The sequence below is a fragment of the Bartonella sp. MM73XJBT.G genome (assembly GCF_028618435.1).
Taxonomy (GTDB): Bacteria; Pseudomonadota; Alphaproteobacteria; order Rhizobiales; family Rhizobiaceae; genus Bartonella.
The window spans coordinates 51,541-69,953 of the sequence record NZ_JAQISW010000005.1 but is presented as its reverse complement, the minus strand read 5'-3'; the positions used below and the strand labels follow the sequence as shown (position 1 = coordinate 69,953).

At 36.7% G+C, this 18,413-nt stretch carries 14 protein-coding genes and 3 pseudogenes; 12 read left to right on the top strand and 5 right to left on the bottom strand.

Annotated features, from left to right (window positions below; all coding sequences use genetic code 11):
- Positions 1 to 573 precede the first annotated feature (573 nt).
- The gene (locus tag PVV59_RS04275; RefSeq protein WP_273754793.1) at positions 574 to 1,071 is read left to right on the top strand and encodes a hypothetical protein; all 498 of its coding nucleotides are present in this window, start codon (positions 574 to 576) and stop codon (positions 1,069 to 1,071) included.
- A gap of 212 nt (positions 1,072 to 1,283) precedes the next feature.
- Here the strand turns inward: PVV59_RS04275 and PVV59_RS04270 are convergent.
- Positions 1,284 to 1,587: pseudogene (locus tag PVV59_RS04270) on the bottom strand (homoserine dehydrogenase); the annotation flags it as partial.
- Between the two features lie 261 nt (positions 1,588 to 1,848).
- Here PVV59_RS04270 and PVV59_RS04265 point away from each other — a divergent pair.
- The 4 genes and pseudogenes from PVV59_RS04265 (at position 1,849) to PVV59_RS04250 (ending at position 4,157) form a co-directional block, all read left to right on the top strand.
- A pseudogene (locus PVV59_RS04265) lies at positions 1,849 to 2,941 on the top strand (tyrosine-type recombinase/integrase).
- 209 nt (positions 2,942 to 3,150) lie between these two features.
- Entirely contained in the window at positions 3,151 to 3,351 is a 201-nt protein-coding gene (locus PVV59_RS04260) for an AlpA family transcriptional regulator (protein WP_004856846.1), read from the top strand.
- 128 nt (positions 3,352 to 3,479) lie between these two features.
- The gene (locus tag PVV59_RS04255; protein WP_273754792.1) at positions 3,480 to 3,671 is read left to right on the top strand and encodes a hypothetical protein; all 192 of its coding nucleotides are present in this window, start codon (positions 3,480 to 3,482) and stop codon (positions 3,669 to 3,671) included.
- 70 nt (positions 3,672 to 3,741) lie between these two features.
- A pseudogene (locus PVV59_RS04250) lies at positions 3,742 to 4,157 on the top strand (helix-turn-helix domain-containing protein).
- A gap of 473 nt (positions 4,158 to 4,630) precedes the next feature.
- Here PVV59_RS04250 and glyS read toward each other — a convergent pair.
- The 4 genes from glyS to PVV59_RS04230 form a co-directional block, all read right to left on the bottom strand.
- A complete protein-coding gene (glyS, locus tag PVV59_RS04245; RefSeq protein ID WP_273754790.1) occupies positions 4,631 to 6,853 on the bottom strand; it encodes a glycine--tRNA ligase subunit beta in 2,223 nt (740 codons plus the stop codon).
- Positions 6,853 to 7,794, bottom strand: a complete 942-nt coding sequence (locus PVV59_RS04240; protein WP_273754789.1) for a glycine--tRNA ligase subunit alpha — start codon at positions 7,792 to 7,794, stop codon at positions 6,853 to 6,855. Before PVV59_RS04240 ends, glyS begins: the two co-directional genes overlap by 1 nt.
- Positions 7,795 to 7,914: 120 nt before the next feature.
- Complete coding sequence (locus PVV59_RS04235) at positions 7,915 to 9,609, bottom strand: tetratricopeptide repeat protein (protein WP_273754787.1); 1,695 nt, start codon at positions 9,607 to 9,609, stop codon at positions 7,915 to 7,917.
- Positions 9,610 to 9,703: 94 nt separating this feature from the next.
- A complete protein-coding gene (locus tag PVV59_RS04230; protein ID WP_273754786.1) occupies positions 9,704 to 10,720 on the bottom strand; it encodes a polyprenyl synthetase family protein in 1,017 nt (338 codons plus the stop codon).
- Between the two features lie 255 nt (positions 10,721 to 10,975).
- Here PVV59_RS04230 and PVV59_RS04225 point away from each other — a divergent pair, with 255 nt between their 5' ends.
- The 7 genes from PVV59_RS04225 to PVV59_RS04195 all read left to right on the top strand — a co-directional run bounded on the left by PVV59_RS04225 (position 10,976) and on the right by PVV59_RS04195 (position 17,918).
- Positions 10,976 to 11,767, top strand: coding sequence for a tRNA1(Val) (adenine(37)-N6)-methyltransferase (locus tag PVV59_RS04225; RefSeq protein ID WP_273754785.1), 792 nt, complete (start codon positions 10,976 to 10,978; stop codon positions 11,765 to 11,767).
- A 191-nt stretch (positions 11,768 to 11,958) separates the two neighbouring features.
- Positions 11,959 to 12,804, top strand: coding sequence for a S49 family peptidase (locus tag PVV59_RS04220; protein ID WP_273754784.1), 846 nt, complete (start codon positions 11,959 to 11,961; stop codon positions 12,802 to 12,804).
- 244 nt (positions 12,805 to 13,048) lie between these two features.
- Positions 13,049 to 13,957 carry a 4-(cytidine 5'-diphospho)-2-C-methyl-D-erythritol kinase gene (locus PVV59_RS04215; RefSeq protein WP_273754782.1) on the top strand — a complete coding sequence of 303 codons (909 nt, stop codon included), beginning with the start codon at positions 13,049 to 13,051 and terminating at the stop codon, positions 13,955 to 13,957.
- A gap of 247 nt (positions 13,958 to 14,204) precedes the next feature.
- Positions 14,205 to 14,879, top strand: coding sequence for a ribonuclease HII (locus tag PVV59_RS04210; protein ID WP_273754781.1), 675 nt, complete (start codon positions 14,205 to 14,207; stop codon positions 14,877 to 14,879).
- The gene (locus PVV59_RS04205; protein WP_273754779.1) at positions 14,876 to 15,838 is read left to right on the top strand and encodes an L-threonylcarbamoyladenylate synthase; all 963 of its coding nucleotides are present in this window, start codon (positions 14,876 to 14,878) and stop codon (positions 15,836 to 15,838) included. The genes PVV59_RS04210 and PVV59_RS04205 overlap by 4 nt, the downstream gene beginning before the upstream one ends.
- Before the next feature lie 2 nt (positions 15,839 to 15,840).
- On the top strand, positions 15,841 to 17,250 hold the full coding sequence (locus PVV59_RS04200) for an FAD-binding oxidoreductase (protein WP_273754777.1): 1,410 nt from the start codon (positions 15,841 to 15,843) through the stop codon (positions 17,248 to 17,250).
- Between the two features lie 143 nt (positions 17,251 to 17,393).
- Complete coding sequence (locus tag PVV59_RS04195; protein WP_273754776.1) at positions 17,394 to 17,918, top strand: DUF6101 family protein; 525 nt, start codon at positions 17,394 to 17,396, stop codon at positions 17,916 to 17,918.
- Positions 17,919 to 18,413: the final 495 nt, after the last annotated feature.

The following is an 18,413-nucleotide window of genomic DNA, read 5'->3' as shown; positions in this document are numbered from 1 at the left end:
CTGTATTGGAGATATAAATTATTTTTTTAATAATAAATGTATTTTTGTTCGCATTATTAAGGTTAAAAACTTTTTAATGGGTTTTTTCCTTTTTTAAAATACTGCGAAATGTTTTTATATATCGGTAAAACTTAAGAATTATTTCGTTAATGTTTTTTATTTGAAAATAAAGATAAGGATCTTTATGGCTTCTTTTTGCAATTTATAATGATTTTTTCAAAATATTATCTTGTTTAAATTCTCATTTAATAATTATATATTTATTTATATTTTTATTTACAATAAACTTTATTAATATTATTAATAAGTTATATTATAAAATATAAAGTAATAAATATTATAATTTTAATTAATTATCTATAAAAATTATATATATAATATTTTATAGTTAAATTTAATAATTTTTTATTTATTTACATATAATATATAATATGATAATACATGATATATAATATTTCATTATTATTAAATTTTAAAAAATATATATAATTTTTATTTTTATTATGTTTTGAAATATTATTTTACTTTTATTAATTTACTTTTTAGTAAATAAAAATAGGAGCAAAGAAAGCCATGTTTAAAATATTTGAAAATCGTGTGTATTCATTTATTTTTACAGTATTTATTCTTTTTTTTGTACAAACTGTGGAGGGGAGTACAAATTTTGTGCAAAATCAATTTCAAGAGGTGGGAATTAATGCAACACTAGAAAAAATTGTTACAACACTGGAAAAAAAAGTCGTTACTGAAGCAGTAAATAAGGCTGTTATCCATGAAGTTGAAGGACAAAATGGATTGTCTTTTGTGAAAGGTATAATGGGTAAAGACCAAGATAAAGACCAAGATAAAGACCAAGATAAAGACCAAGATAAAGATCCATGTAAAGACCAAAGCAAACGCAAATGTAATTTCTTTTCTGGGTTTAATTTTGACATGATGAAGGGCTTTAATGTCCTGTGGGCTGGGGCATGTTCTTTTGCATTAGTTGTTTCTTTATGTGTCGGCGATGTAATAGGTGCTGCTGCATCTTTTATGGGAATTGTAGGCTCAATTGTAAACTATTTAGGTTGATGCACCTGAGGGCTGTTTTTTTAATAGCTTATGGTTATTTCATCGTTATAAGACGAGCATTTTTACCTCGCTTTATTAGTTTTTTTAAGATTATTTGCGTGCTCTGATATGAAGGTTATTCAGAAATATTGCATAACAAGGGATAAAATAAAAAATATCCCTGTACTCAGGGCTCTCATGCAGTAAGAGAAATGATAACAATAAGATGAATTTTAAAGCAATAGCGGGGGGAATTTATACATGACTGGGAAGTTTTTGAAGTAAAGGTCTTGTTTGGCACGAAGACGAGCAATCCATTGATCTTCATGAATACTCGTATTATGCACTGTAATGAGTTCGTTTTTTAATTTCAGCTGTTACGATCGCGTTTTCTAAAAGACCATAAGGAACGGCTTGGCGAGCGTGTGCTTCTGCAATATTCATGATCCAAGCACAATACTTATAAAGACCGATAAAATCTAACTGATCGCTTGGATATAAATCTTTTTTAGCAACAGCACAGACTTCTACTACGGGGTGTTAAATAGTCAACATATTGATTTATAATGATAATCTAGCGTTATTCATATGGAATTAAAGACCCGAATAACGTAAGATTCTCTCATTTCAAACTTGTCTATCTTGAATCAATCAAAATCACTCATTTGCATATAACAAGCGGGATGAGTGTGTGGATCAAATTTGTATAAGAAAGAAGTAAAAATGGTCCTTATGAACCGTCTTAATGCAAGGGCTTTTGCAACATTGGGGGCTGGTAAATAGTGTGATGGTGCTGGCTTGTTACTTCATAAGCGTAAAGATGGCGGTGCTCAATGGCTTTATCGTTATACCATTTACGGGCGCCGCAGTGAAATGGGCTTGGGTGCTTTAAGAGATATCTCTTTAAAACAAGCCCGTGAATTGGCAACGGGGTGGCGCTCTGTTTTACGTGAAGGGCGTGACCCCATTAAAGAACGCGATAAACAAAAGCGTGAAGCAATAAGCAATCTCCATTATTTAAAAGATATTGCTCTAGATGCTTTTGAAAGTCGTAAAGCTGAATTAAAAGGAGAGGGTAAAAATGGGGATTGGTTTTCACCTTTACAACTTCATATTCTCCCTAAATTAGGTTGCCTCCCCGTTTCAGAGATTACACAAACAGAGATACGCAACACGCTTGCCCCTATTTGGCATACAAAAGCTGCAACAGCAAAAAAAACACTGAATCGTCTTAATATATGTCTTAAACATGCGGCTGCCTTAGGTTTGGATGTTGATTTACAAGCAGTAACAAAAGCACGCGCTCTCTTAGGTAAACAACGTCATAAGGTCACTAATAGACCAGCCATGGATTGGAAAGAAGTGCCGGCTTTTTATCAGTCACTCTGTAAAACACAAAACATAACACGACTAGCTTTGCGTTTGCTTATCCTTACAGGCGTTCGTACCAATTCCTTGTGTCATATGCATAAAGATCAAGTTGAGGGGGGATATATGGACAATTCCTGCTGAGAATATGAAAGGAAAGCGTGATACAACAAAAGAATTTCGCGTGCCCTTATCAACAGAGGCATTAGAAATTTTAAAACAAGCACGATTGCTTTCTCGTAATGATTTTTTCTTTTCTGCAACCGGTCGGGGTCCCCTTGCTGCTAAGTGTATGGCTCAATATATGAGAGATAATAAACTTGATGCCTGCCCCCATGGTTTTCGCTCTAGTTTACGCGATTGGCTTGCTGAAACAACCGATGCCCCCTATGAGGTCGCTGAAACTATTCTAAGTCATACAGTGGGGGGTAAAGTAGAACGTGCCTATCGTCGTACTGATTATTTAGAACAGCGCCGTGTCTATATGGATAAATGGGCGGCTTATGTTACAGGTCAAGCTTAAGGATATGGGGTGTAATACCCCATGATCTGTGGATAACTTTCTCTCTCTCTTCTCTCATTCTTTCTCAATTAGATTCATAAATTATCACATCAGAAAAACTATTATAAAATACTGTTTTTTATAGACTAAATACCTTTCCAATGATTCAAAAATATGGTTAATAAATACTTATGATTTATTCCCATTTTTTACTCTGAAAGGAAATTATAATGACAGAAAACGATATTCTTTTAACAGACCGTGAAAGTGCAAAATTGCTTCATATGAGTGTTTCAACATTCCGCCGTCATGTGACCAATGGCTCTTTACCAAAGCCTTTAAAATTTGGTTTCTTATCGCGTTGGTTACAATCAGATCTGATTAATGTCATAGAGCAAGCGAAACAGCAACGTTATAACGATGTCGCATAAATGAAAACCTTGTCACGTAAGAACGGACAAGGCTTTCCACTTTCACTCAAAGAATGAATAGCAAAATCCGTCCTGTGACGCAAGTAACAGGAAAATAATATGTTTTATGAATTCTCGGGGCATCACAAATGCCTTGCGTGGGGTTTGGTATGGGCGTTATGGAAGTGCCCGTTATCCAGCCCATGATGATCAATTGCCTAGCTTATCTCTTGCCAATGGACATGATGGGCGTCTTTTACTCTATTGTTATGCTGGCTGCTCTTTTAGAGAGATCATACAAGCGCTTAGAAGAATTGGCTTGCTGGGGAAACAAGCCTTAGTAATAAGGAAAGTTTCGAAAAGATTTGTTAGAATCAGAAGAAATATTTCTTCTCTAACAGGACTTTTTATATGGTTACATCTTTTGGTAAAATCTTACGTAAACTTCGGATTGATCACTCAGAACGTCTCTTAGATATAGCTAAGAAATTAGGGATATCTGTAGCGTTTTTGTCTTCAATTGAGATTGGCAAGAAATCTGTACTGGTTGGTATGGAAGACAAGATCGTAGAGCTTTATTGCTTAGATAAAGCTACTGCTTCACTGTTAAGAAAAGAAGCTATGCTTGTCGAAAGAGTTTTACAATCAAACCTTCTGATTCATTTAGACGTGAAGCTGTTGGCATGTTTGTTAGAAACTTAGACAATTTTTTACAACAGGATGTAGCAAGATTAAAAAAAATTTGGAGAAATTCGGTGAAAAAAGAGGCGTTCTATAAAGGTATATTGCAAAATCCTATTCCTCAACTTTTATTCGAGAATCCCTAATAGTAAAAAATATATGTAAATACAGTAAATTATAACTTTAAAAAAGGTTTATTAAATTTTAATCTTAACTTTGTTATGCATTAAGCTTAGAGGGCCGTACTTTCTAGATGAGACTGTTATTGTGTTATCCGTTAAGATATTGTGGTGCTTTTTGTATTGAGTAACTGCTTTTATGTTTAGAAGTTTTATGAAAAAAGCATTTCTCATTTTTTAAGAATCTTTTTTATCTATATGTTAACCCCTCTTATAAAGACGGTTATGACTCATGATGGGGGAGTGTAAAGTAAAAGATTTTTATCCTACATCCTCATTGAATGTGGAAAAGCGATAAGTTAATGGTTATAAATCAATATTTTTTCTTGATGATTTATTCAATTTTTTAATCAATCATTATAGTGTTTTGAAATAGTTATTAATAAAAAAAGAAAAAATTTATCTTTATTATTTTTATCAGTTCATAGGATATTTTAGTTTTAAAGGACAAGCTTTGAGAAGTCTGCAACCGCTTGTGTAATTGTGTGAGTACGTTTGAGAAGAGCAAGACGGTTCGCACGAACATCAGTTTTTTTATCGTTCACCAATACCTTTTCAAAAAATAGATCAATCAATTTTCCAAGTGGTGTTAGAATACCGAGTGCAAATGGTAAATTTGTTGTATTGATGGGTATAAGAATTTTTCTTTCTACTTCACAGATTGTATGATAGAGTTGCTTTTCTTCTTTCTCAATAAAGAGTTCAGGATTAATTTCATTGGCTATTGTTATGCTTTTTTGAAGTTCATTTTCAATAATATTGGCAGTACGTTTTACAGAGGCTATAAACTGCATTCCATCATGGGTATTGATAAAAGCGATAAGAGACTCGACATGACGTGCAACCAATAAAAAATCATCAGAATCTTTATTTAAGACAGCTTCAAGGGCATCATAGCGAACCCCTTCCTCTTTTAGATGGATTTTTAAACGATCATGAAAAAAGAATAACAGATCTGATAAAATATACTCTGTTTTTTCTGGAAGAAAACCCTGCAATTGTAGTTTTCCTTTTTGAGGGCTCTCGTATTTATTGTTTTGTTGTAAGAAAAGATTCGTTGCCAACTGAAACAGTGGCATAAGATTGATTTTCCAGTCCCGCGAAAGAACAAGCCTAATAATTCCTAGAGCTGCTCGTCTTAATGCATAGGGATCTTTCGAGCCGGTTGGTTTTTCATTAATCAGCCAAAAACCGACAAGCATGTCAATTTTGTCAGCGAGCATAACGGTTATAGCAAGTGGTTCTTGCGGAAGACGATCTGTTGGTCCTTGAGGTTTATAATGCTCTTCAATTGCGACAGCTACGCGAGGATTTTCCCCTTGAAGAAGAGCATATTTTTGCCCCATAACCCCTTGCAGTTCAGGAAATTCTCCGACAATTTCCGTTTGCAAATCAGCTTTTGCAAGGATTGCAGCGCGTTTTGCTAACAAAGGATCAGCTTGCACCAAAGGAGCAATTTTTTGTGCGAGTGCAGCGATGCGTTCTATTCTTGCACCTTGCGTACCTAATTTTGCATGGAAAGTTACATTTAAATGATCAAGTCGCGCCATTCTTTGATCAAGAGGTTTCTTTATATCAAGATCAAATTTTTTTACAGAAGATTCCAAGTATTGAATATCAGGCAAATCACGCTGATCTGTTTGCCAAAAATAGAGGGCATCCGAAAGACGGGCACGGACAACCTTACTATTTCCTTTCGAAATTGCTTTACCTTCATCATTGGCAAGAATATTAGAAACGAGAATAAAGTGATGAGAAAGTTTTACCTTTTCTCCTTGTTTGCGGGTAACAAAACATTTTTGATTGGCTCGAATGGTCAAGCGAATAATTTCTGGAGGAATATCAAGGAATGATTTGTCAAAATCACCCATAAGAATAACAGGCCATTCAACAAGACCCGTAACTTCTTCTAAGAGGAGATTATCTTGAACCAGTTCTAAACCGTTTGCAAAACAAAGATTTTGGGCATCCGCTAAAATAATATTCTTTCGTCTTTCGGCATCCAGAATGACTTTATGGGTTTCAAGTTGCATCACATAATCATCAAAGCGGCGAACTTGGATTGGTTTTCCGTCACTTAAAAAACGATGACCATAAGTGAGATTGTTACTTTCAAGAGAACCAATAGTAAACGGGATAACATGCGTTTCACCAATTTCTGGTCCGAAGACGCAAAGAATATTTTGTAAAGGCCGAATCCACCTTAGAGCACCACTTTTTGTGGAATCTTTTCCCCAACGCATAGATTTTGGCCACGGAAAGTTGCGGATAATATCTGGTAAAATATCGGCAATAATTTCTTCTGCTGCCCTGCCTTTTTTTACAATTTTAGCAATATAAAAATCACCTTTTTTATCATCATGTCCAATCTGCGCTTCAGAAATATCGTTAAGCCCCGTTGCACGGAGAAAACCATCAATTGCATTCTGTGGTGATTTTGTACTGGGACCTTTGCGTTCCTCATGGATATCTTTTGAGCGTATAGAAAGTCCGCGTATGTCCAATGTTAGCCGACGAGGGGTCCAGTATTCACGAGCAGCTTTATAGGTCAATCCAGCATTCTCAAGTTGATCTGTAACAGCTTTTTTAAGATCAGCAGCAGCTTTTCGTTGCATACGTGCAGGGATTTCTTCACTGAAAAGCTCAAGAAGAAGATCAGACATTAGGCTTCTCCAGTATATATTTGTCCAGCTTCTGTGAGTAAGAAGGCTTCCCCACAACGGCGTGCGAGATCACGAACGCGAAGAATATAATTTTGTCGTTCAGTTACAGAGATAACGCCACGTGCTTGTAAAAGATTAAAGATATGGCTCGCTTTAATACATTGATCATAGGCAGGAAAAACACAGCGATGGAATGCATTTTCTTTATTAGGTTTTCCTGCATCAAGAAGCGCATTGCATTCGTGTTCGGCATCGATAAAATGCTGATGGAGCAGTTTTGTATCAGCAAATTCGAAGTTATAATATGAATATTCTTGTTCTGCCTGTAGAAAAATATCTTTATAACTTATTTTATTTTCTCTCTCTAAACCATTAAAGTTAAGATCATAGACATTATCAATCCCTTGGATATACATTGCTAGACGTTCAAGCCCATAGGTGAGTTCTCCTGAAACTGGAGCACATTCAATGCCACAAACCTGTTGAAAATAAGTAAATTGAGAAATTTCCATTCCATCACACCAACACTCCCATCCCAGTCCCCAAGCTCCAAGCGTTGGACTTTCCCAATCGTCTTCAACAAAACGGATATCATGAAGTTTTGTATCAAGACCAATCGCTTGTAGCGATTTAATATAAAGCTCTTGTAAATTGGAGGGCGAGGGTTTGAGAAGGACTTGAAATTGATAATAGTGCTGTAAGCGATTTGGATTTTTACCATATCGCCCATCTGTTGGGCGTCGAGAAGGTTGGACGTAAGCCACTTTCCAAGGGCGTGGTCCCAGAGAGCGCAGTGTGGTGGAGGGATGAAAAGTTCCAGCTCCAACCTCCATATCATAAGGTTGCAAAATTGCACACCCATAATGAGCCCAATAATTTTGCAAAGTTAAGATAAGTCCCTGAAAAGAACGTTTGGGATTAAGATGTTCAGGCAGTTTCACACTTTATACTCTTTAATACGTTATACTCTTTTTAATATTTAACTAACAGACAGCAACCAAAGGAGTTTCTGCCTCTATCATTGTCTATTATTTCATGTGCTTGTGGTCAAGCATCGTTGTTTATTGCAAGCCAAATTTCAATTTTTCTTGAATTTGTTTAGAATTTTCTGGTTTTCCGTCAATTGCGTGATTCCATTGAAATATTGCTTCACGTTTACGTCCAACTTTCCAATAGGCATCGCCTAAATGATCATTCAATGTTGGGTCTTCAGGTTGTAATCTGACAGCATTTTCCAATATTTGGACGGCTTTGTCGTATTCTTTTAATTTATAATAAGCCCACCCTAAAGAATCAAGAATATGACTGTTGTGAGCTTGCAAAGCAGAAGCTTTTTGCAACATATGGAGCGATTCTTTAAGCTTCTCACCTCGCTCTACAAGCGAATAGGCTAAATAGTTCAGAACCTGCGGTTGGTTTGGAAAAAAATCAAGGGCTTTTCGCAAATCAATTTCCGCTTTTGGCCATTGTTTTAAACGCTCAAAAGCAATACCACGCTGATAAAAAAGTTTCCAATCGTCTTGCTGAAAGTTCTTTATCTGGGCAATAGTATAGTCTAGAGTTTTAGCAGCTTCGAGAAATTTATGATCCTGCATGTAAAAAGCAACAAGCGTTATCAAAATATTACGATCATTGGGAAATTTTTTATTTAATAACGTTAATAGTTTTATTGCTTCTTTGTAATTGTTGTTATTGGCAAGAAGGAATGCAAGATGAATTTGTCCATCTTTATAATAAGGAGATTTAGGGGATAATGCGCGATAAAGTTTAATGGCTTGATGAGGATCATCCAATTTAGCAGAAATATGTGCGAGCTGAAACAGTGTTGCGTCATTCTGGGGATATAAAGCGAAAGATAATTGTTTAAAAATACGTGCTATGGACCCTGAGTTTTTATGGTTGAGAGCTGTTCCAAAATTATACAACACCTCGGCCGCTCCTTGTTGAGGTGTGTTAATCAACCTTTCTAAGAAAGCATTTTTTTCAATTTTTTCTCGAAACTTTTTGAAAACTTCTCGAGCTGACAACATTTGTTCGCCATGCTGGATTGTCTGAAGAGCTTGTTTACGCATATTATGGCGCAGTTGGAATGAGGCATAGGCTATTACAATACGTTCATAGGTATTAGGAGCGATAAGAGTCCCTTGTTTGTTATTCAGTGCTTTAATAAAATATTTTTTTGCATCCTGTGGTTGTTCTGCAAGATCGCTCATAAGTGCTAGATGATAAGATATAAAAAGCTCATACCAGACAGGACCTTTGAGCTTCTTAAGATCAGCAATTGCTTGAGATTTTTGTCCAGATCCAAAAGTAACCCAAGCACCGATGAGTTCAGGTATTGGGTTATTGGCTATGGGAGGTTCTTTTAATTGTAGAAGAAGCTTGGCATCCTTATAGTCTTTTTTAATGAGACTTTCTATTGACAATGTTAAGGAAACAAAGGGAGTTATAACACCTTGTTCTTTGAGTTTTTTGGCTTGTTGCACAGCCTCTTTAAAGGCTCCCACAGAGAGCATAGCTTCAAGGAGTTCTTTTTGTGTTTCAATATTATCAGGTTGATAAACGAGTGCCTGTTTAAAATAATTGATCGCAAGATCTGTTTTATTTTCGTGATTTGCAACCCTTCCCGCTAAATAAGCACCTGCAAATGAGCTTGTGTGAGTCGCAGTGTTTATTTTACTGTAAGTGGCGGATGGCATCAGCATGATACCCACGATAAAGAGGGTAAAAAATCGGGATAGCACTGAAGAGCACATGGAGCTAATCCTTTTCAAGATAATCAATCGATTGTATCGTTTATAAATCATATCTCATTACTTTTTTGAAAAATATTGTGATTCTTGCAAAGAATCAGTTTACGCGTGCAATGCAAAATTCAACGGCTTCAACGAGAGCATTATAAGCAGGATTTTCATTCATGGGAATAAGAGAATCAATTGCATTTTTTCCATAGATGCGTGCTTTTTCTATGGTATCTGTGACACTATTATATTTCTCCATTAAGTGTTGCGCGTGTACGAAGGCTTCATTATTGTTGTTGCCATCCTCAAGTGCTTCTTTCCAGAAAGCCTTTTCACCCATATTTCCACGTTCATATGCAAGAATTACAGGCATTGTGATCTTTCCTTCCCTAAAATCGTCCCCTATATTTTTTCCCAAGTTTTGAGCACTACCACTATAGTCAAGAGCATCATCAATCAATTGGAAAGCTAGTCCTAAAGATGTTCCATAATCACGTAATGCAGAACGTTCTTCATTTCCATAGCCAGCAATAATGGGGCCTACTTCAGCAGCCGCTGAAAAAAGTGCTGCTGTTTTTGCATTGATGATTTTTAGATAGTCTGAAGGGCTGGTTTTGATATTTTTTGCGGCGGAAAGTTGCATAACTTCTCCTTCAGCAATAATTGCAGCAGCATTGGCTAAGACAGAGAGCGCCTCTATGGAGCCAACATCGACCATCATTTTAAAAGCTTGTCCTAAAAGGAAGTCTCCAACAAGAACACTGGCTTGATTTCCCCAAATCATTCGCGCTGTAGATTTTCCACGCCGTAAATCACTTTCATCAATCACATCATCATGTAACAAGGTTGCTGTGTGCATAAACTCAACGGCTGTTGCAAGCCTTATATGCCCGTCATATTGATAGCCGAACATATGAGCAGAAGCTAATGTGATCATTGGGCGCAACCGTTTTCCTCCTGATGAAATAAGGTAATTGGAAATCTCAGGGATCATCTCAACCTCTGATTTTGCCATAGAGAGGGTAAATTGATTGACGCGCTTCATATCATCTTTTGTAAGACGAATGAGAGATTGGAGGGCTGTTTGGTTATTTTGTGTTTGATCTAATTTTGTGGCTACACTCACAATATGTTGACTCCTAGAGTATTGCAATGGACATCTATGAATTCTATTTTCTTAAATAGCATAAAGGGGGTTTTGTTTTGACTCAAGCTTTTGATGTTGCTTTGAAGTGCAGATTTTGGATGATCTGTGCAAGAGTATATTTTAAAAGCTTGTATAATATTGTTTCTATGAGAGGTAGGAAAAAAATTGCAACAGCCTTATTTAAGGCGTCATTGATAAGAAAAGTTCAGTTTATAATGAACATTAGGCTTTTAAATGGATAAAACAACGAATCAGATTAGTGAAACAATTGACAGTTTTCATCGCGGGAAATTTTATTTGGTTCAACCCTATAAACACGGTCATCGTTCTGGAATGGATGCTATGTTATTAGCCAGCTTGGTCCCCACTAATTTAAAGGGAAAGGTTGTTGATTTAGGGGCGGGAGCTGGAGCAGCAGGGTTAGCCGTTGCTTCGCGTTGTTTGCAAGTTCACGTTACATTGGTTGAGCGTTCATCTTTTATGGTATCTTACGCACAAAAAACGCTTCTGCTCAAACAGAATGAAAAATTAGCTGAGCGAATTTGTTTGTTAGAAGCAGATGTTACTTTGAAAGGGAAAAATCGTTTAGAAGCAGGATTGGTGGACAATTTTTTTGATTTTGCGATTATGAATCCACCTTTTAACAATCCTGTTGATCGCAAAACACCGGATAAACAAAAATCTGATGCACATGTTATGTCGGAAGCGATGTTTGATCATTGGTTACGAAGTGCAGCAGCTATCGTTAAGCCGGGTGGATATTTAGGGCTCATTGCGCGTCCACAGTCACTAGCGGATATCTTACATGCCTTAGAAGGCCGCTTTGGTGGTATCTGTATCATTCCCATTCATGCACGCGCAACAACACCGGCAGTTCGTCTTTTGTTTTACGCAAAACGGGGGAGCAGAGCAGCCCTGTCTATATTGCCAGCATTGGTTATGCATGAAGGTAGTCGTCACGCTTTTTCACCGCGGATTGATGCAATCAATAATGGATGTATAAGTTTCTGGGAACTTCTAAAATGATGTCTTGTATTTTTCAAGTTATTATTTAAATTCAGACTTAACCTTTAACCCTTTAAAGGAGATTTATATTTTGGCTGAAGTGGGATGTGATACTATATTTTGGACTTGTTTAGGCACTTTTGTGTTCAGTTATGTTATTCCCTTTTTGTTAGCCAGTCTTTTCTCCTAGCTTATAAGGAAGTTGTATTTTGATGGATATTTTAAAAAATCTTATTCCACACCGTTTTTCTTCCAATAAATTTGAGATTCCTGTTGTTCGCCTTAAAGGAGCAATTATGGATTCATCGTCTATATCTCGTACGCTTTCCCTCGGTAGATGTGCCAATCTTTTAGAAAAGGCTTTTGCGTACAAAAAAGCACCGGCTGTTGCAATTGTTATTAACTCTCCTGGTGGTTCTCCAGTGCAATCACGTTTTATTTTTAAGCGTATTCGCGATTTAGCAGAAGAAAACAATAAAAAAGTTCTTGTGTTTATTGAAGATGTCGCAGCATCTGGTGGTTATATGATTGCTTGTGCGGGGGATGAAATTTTTGCAGATCCTTCTTCGATTGTTGGTTCCATTGGGGTGGTTTCAGCTTCCTTCGGCTTTCCGGAACTTTTGAAAAAAATTGGTGTAGAACGGCGTGTTTACACAGCAGGAAAAAACAAGGTTACACTAGATCCATTTCAGCCTGAAAAAAAAGCGGATATTGAGCATTTGAAATCTCTCCAACTTGAAGTTCATCAAACTTTTATTGATTTAGTGAAAGAACGGCGTGCTACAAAATTATCAGATGATTCAAATCTCTTTACAGGAATGTTTTGGAGTGGAAAAAAAAGCGTTGAACTTGGTCTGATTGACGGGCTGAATGATATCCGTTCTGTTATTAAGGAGCGCTTTGGCAGTGATGCAAAACTTCGACTTATTACACCTCCTAAAAGTTTTTTAGGGTTTAAAACGCCTTCAGGGGTGAGTGCTCATACAGTTTATACAGCCGTTGATAGTGCATTGATGGCAGCAGAAGAGCGAGCACTTTGGCAGCGTTACGGTTTGTGATAGATAGGATCATTCAAGCAAGAGGGGAGTTTATCTAAAAAACAGATGTTAGAAGAAAAAAAGCTTGAAATGATATGAATGAGAACGTGTTGTCAATTGTATATGAGAATTCTTCTTAAAGATTTATTGTTTGTTTAGAGAAAAATAAAGAATATCTCGAACTGTTTATAGGACCGGTTTTAAAAAAGTATGAATAAAAGGGGATCATTATAAAAGAGCCCTATAAGAGTGAATATTACGTCATATGATATCGGATGTACAAGTTTCGTTCCAAAGGCATTTTTATGTGTTTACACCCATTAAATTGAATTTAGCTCTGCATGTTGTAGGACAACGTGCTGATGGTTATCATTTAATAGAAAGTTTAGTTTATTTTAGTCTTAGCGGTGATTGTCTACATTATGCACCTTGTGAAAGTGACCAGTTTGTTTTAACGGGACCATTTGCAAAAGAACTCGTATCTCATTCAGACAATTTTGTTGTTCGCGCACGGGACTTTATGCATAAAACTTTTCCCGAAAGTGCTCGCCCTACTTTTTTTCAACTTGTAAAAAAACTCCCTATTGCTTCAGGTATTGGTGGTGGCTCAGGTGATGCTGCAGGGGTTATCAGCATATTGCGTCAACAGTGGAATCTTAATTGTTCTTGCGAAAAATTAGCTAAAATGAGTTTAGTCCTTGGTGCTGATATTCCTATGTGTCTTTTTGCATTGGAATATAAGCAGCCACTTTTTGTTAAGGGGATTGGCCAAGAGATGATACGACTAAAAGAAGCTTGTTCTCTTGCAATAGTATTGGTTAATCATGGCCAAGGTATTTCAACACAAGCTGTTTTTAAAGCATTAGACAAGCGCCATCATCCTTCTTTAAAAATTGATCCAGTCGCTTTAAAGAGCGTTGATTCATTGATTGAAGCTTTACAAAAAACGCGTAATGATCTTTTTGCTCCTGCTTTAAAAATAGCTCCTCAGTTAGCTAAAGTGTTATCTATATTAGATGAATGTGGCTCTCTTTTTTCTCGTATGTCTGGAACGGGGGCAACTTGTTTTGGCATTTTCAAAAATCAACAAGCAGCACAACAGGCAGCTCTTTTGATCAAATCAATGCACCCAAATTGGTTTGTAAAACCGATCATGACTTTGGGAAGGATTTGAGAAATAAAAACTTCTATTTTATCCTGATTCTATTATGCATAATGAAGAGGGAACTAAAGAAATCTATTTTTTTGTTTTTTAGATAAAATGAATATATACTAGAATAATCTTTTAGAAGAAAAAATTGACATTAGATTCCCTTTAATTTCACATTTTATTTCTATCTTTTGTGCAAGAATTCATGCAATATTTTAAGAGCTATTTCAAACTGTAATGCTTGCAAAAAATAAGCAAATTGCAGAAATAGATGGATGTTTGTTGTATTTGTGATTTATCAAAGATGTTTAATTTGCCGCTTCAGCCAAACTTTTTATGTGAATTGGGTTTGCAAAACCAGGGTTTTTTGCATATAGCGGGGGTTGATGAAGTCGGACGAGGACCTCTTGCTGGACCTGTGGTGACGGCGGCAGTTATTTTGGATAAAGATCATATTCCTGATGGGTTAAATGATTCAAAAAAGCTTTCTTTCCTTCAACGCAGTAAACTTTATCATGAAATCTTGCAAAATGCATTAGCGGTTTCAGTCTCTAGTCTTTGCGCTCGTACAGTTGATCAATATAATATTAGAAAAGCAACTTTGGAAGCGATGCGTCGCTGTATTATAGGGCTAGCTGTTCCAGTTCATTATATCCTTGTTGATGGACGTGATATTCCCTCTCAGCTGCCTTGTCCCGCAACGGCATTGATTAAGGGTGATCAACGTTCAGTTTCAATTGCAGCGGCATCTATTATTGCGAAAGTAACGCGTGATCGGATGATGGAATGTGCTGGACAAGTTTATAAAGGGTATGGTTTAGAGAAGCATGTAGGGTATGCAACATTAGCTCATCGTACAGCTCTTGATAAAAAGGGGCCAATTGTAGGATTACATCGTTATAGTTTTGCGCCACTCAAAGAGCGTTATAGGAATGATGTGTCATGACGATTCAACCACTCAATAGTGTTTCGATAAAAGAAGCAATAGTGCTTCTTGAACAAGGAAAGTTAGTAGCGTTACCAACGGAAACTGTTTATGGATTGGCGGGCGATGCAACCAATGGAAGGGCACTCTCTTCTATTTTTTCTACAAAAAAGCGTCCACAATTTAACCCTCTTATTGCGCATGTCAACAGTATCGAAATGGCGGAACGCTATGTTGAAATTGATTTTCTTTCACGCCAACTCATGGAAGCATTTTGGCCCGGACCTTTGACATTGGTTTTACCCTTAAAAGCACAACATGATATCCATCCTTTAACGACTGCCGGTTTAAATACATTAGCTATTCGTTTTCCAGACAGTCGTTTTTCGGAAATTGTACAATATTTTGGCCGTCCACTTGCGGCTCCTAGTGCAAATCAATCGGGGCGTCTTAGTCCTACTTCAGCTGAGGCTGTTTTTGCATCTTTGGGGGAATCTGTTCCTTTGATATTGGATGGTGGACCAACTAGAATAGGGCTTGAATCAACGATTGTTAAAATTTGTGGTGAGGATATTTATCTTTTGCGTCCAGGGGGGCTTGCGTCTGATAAAATTGAAGAAGTTGTAGGAAAGTCGCTAAAACGGATAGATCAAAGGGCGGTGATTGAAGCTCCAGGGATGTTAAAGTCACATTATGCTCCCAATGCCGCGATTCGTTTAAATGTAGAAAAGGTGGAAAATAGCGAAGCGCTTTTAGCATTTGGTCCAAAGCGCGTTATGGGGGCTGAAAATGCCGTTTTTATTTTAAACCTTAGCGAGGAAGGAAAGTTGGAAGAGGCAGCCTCTCATTTATTTCAATACATGAAGGAATTGGATTCATTGAAAGTTAGATGGATTGCCGTAGAACCTATTCCATCATATGGATTAGGGGAGGCTATCAATGATCGTCTTATACGGGCTGCAGCTCCAAGGGAGAAATGAACATGGAGCAGGAATTAATTGAGAAGTTTAGAGAGATTGTTGGGGCTAAGTATGCTATAACAGATCAGGCATTGATTGCACCGTATTTGCTTGAAGAGCGAGGGATTTTTCATGGCAGAACACCTTTACTTTTACGTCCATCTTCACCGCAAGAAATCTCATTGATCATGCGATTAGCAAGCGAAACACGCACACCAATTGTACCTCAGGGTGGAAACACAGGGCTTGTAGGAGGGCAGCAGCCAGATGAAAGAGGAGAGAGCATTCTTTTATCCGTAGAGAGATTAAATAAGATGAGAGCGCTAAATCTTGAGGGTAATTTTGTTGTTGTAGAAGCTGGTGTTATTTTACAAGATTTACAAAAAAAAGTAGATGAATCAGGTCGTTTTTTTCCTCTTTCTTTGGCATCTGAAGGCTCTTGCCAAATAGGGGGAAATCTTTCATCGAATGCTGGAGGGACTGCTGTTTTGGCCTATGGCAATATGCGTGATCTTTGTCTTGGTTTAGAAGTTGTTTTACCAGATGGTCGCCTTTTGGATGATTTGCGCTTTGTTAAAAAAGATAATAGCGGTTATGATTTGAAAAATCTTTTTATTGGTGCAGAAGGTACATTAGGCGTTATAACCGCAGCTGTTTTGAAGATTTTTCCAAAAATAAAAGCAAAAGCAATTGCTTTGGTAGGATTACATAGTCCAGAAAAGGCTCTAGAGTTTTTATCGCTGGCTCAAGAATATGGGGGAGGGATGGTGACAGGTTTTGAGCTCATGGGAAATCTCAGTTTTCAAATGGCTTTAGAGTATAAGATGTGTGAAAAGTCTCCTTTTGAACAGAAACATGAATGGTATGTATTAATGAATATTTCATCGTTGCAAGAGAATGATGAAGCATTATCCGTGTTGAATATTATTTTAGAAAAAGCCTTAAAGAGAGCGGTGATAGAAGATGCAATTGTTGCACAATCTTTAAAACAGCAAGATTTTTTCTGGCAATTGCGCGAAGCTATATCACCAGCACAGAAGTTAGCGGGAGGATCGATTAAGCACGATATTGCAGTACCACTTGCTTCAATTCCTGATTTTATTGCTAAGGCCGCACTTATTGTTGAAGATATCGTTCCAGGGGCAAGGGTGGTTTGTTTTGGACATATGGGAGATGGAAATTTGCATTATAATGTTACACAACCTATAGGCGCTGATACAACAGCGTTCTTGCAATTATGGTCAAAAATGAACCATCGCATTCATAGGTTAGTGATGGACTATCAAGGTACATTTTCTGCTGAGCATGGAATTGGTCAGCTTAAGCGCGAAGAACTTCGTTCTTTTAAATCGCCTGTCGCATTGGATATTATGCGAGGGATAAAAAAAACACTCGATCCTTTAGGAATAATGAATCCAGGAAAAGTATTATAATTTAAGAATACTGATCTATATTTTTGTTTAGGTTTTAATAACCAAAAAAGAAACAAGTTGTTTTTTATTAAAACTTTTAATAATCCAATGAGGAAAAGTTGCTAAAAGGTGTATGTTATTTAAGATAAATTGGGACACTGTATATGGCTAATCAATGCTTTAATCAGGCAAAAGCGGTGCTTGAATTTCGGTTGGATCCGTGCCATTTGCCACAAACGACGACATATTTTTCATCCAAAACAGGTAATAAGGTCATTTGTTCATTAAATGAGCGCGGTGTTTTTTTTAAAACAGATAAACCTTCAAGCTTATCGCAGTTAGTACCCCCTTATCATTTCAAAGGAATTGCGGCACGTACTGTAAAAACACGTTCAGGAGAAAGAGCTGTTGCATTAGAGTTACTTCATGCAGATGAAGAATCTTGTATTCCACTTTTGGTTTCCAGAGATTTAAATAATGTTCTTCTGGATTGGCGATTATGGGCGGATACTTATGGACTTCCCATGCTTATGATTAATGAAGATAATCGTATTGTAGTTGTAAAAGATCGCTCTGATTTACATCGATTTTTTTGTACAACGCCGCATTCTAAACAAAAGCGTTTTTTACTTCGTTATAGCAATCCGTTAGGTTTGCGTTTGGTGATTGCGAATAAAATTGCGCTTTAGTAACATTCATATACATTCATTTTTATGCGACCAATAAGCATTGATCTTGTTGGTCCGTAAAATGCGATTCTTTAGCGCGGGTAATATAAGGCATGCGAGCTGCACACATAAGGTGTTTTTAGCGGATGAGGTAAATATTCTTAAGTTTGTTTATATATCCTTACACCAGTAAAGCATATGAGTGGGAAGACAAGGGGAATCAAATCGATAAAAAATCTGACTGTTTAGAGATCAATTTTGGCAGGAGTCTTCGTTTTTTAAGGCAAAGATGAATTCAAGGATTGGAAATAAAAGTTTTTTGACAGCACATGTTAGTAGCAGGAATCGAATTATATTCAATGCTTTTTGTTGATGATGTGATTTTTGTTTTTGCTACATCGTTAAAGCATGCACAGATTGCTGAGAATGTTTTTTTACTTTCTTTTATATAAATTAAGTTATTCATTATATAAAAAATAATGCATTATTCTTATATAATGAATGAGAGCGATTCAT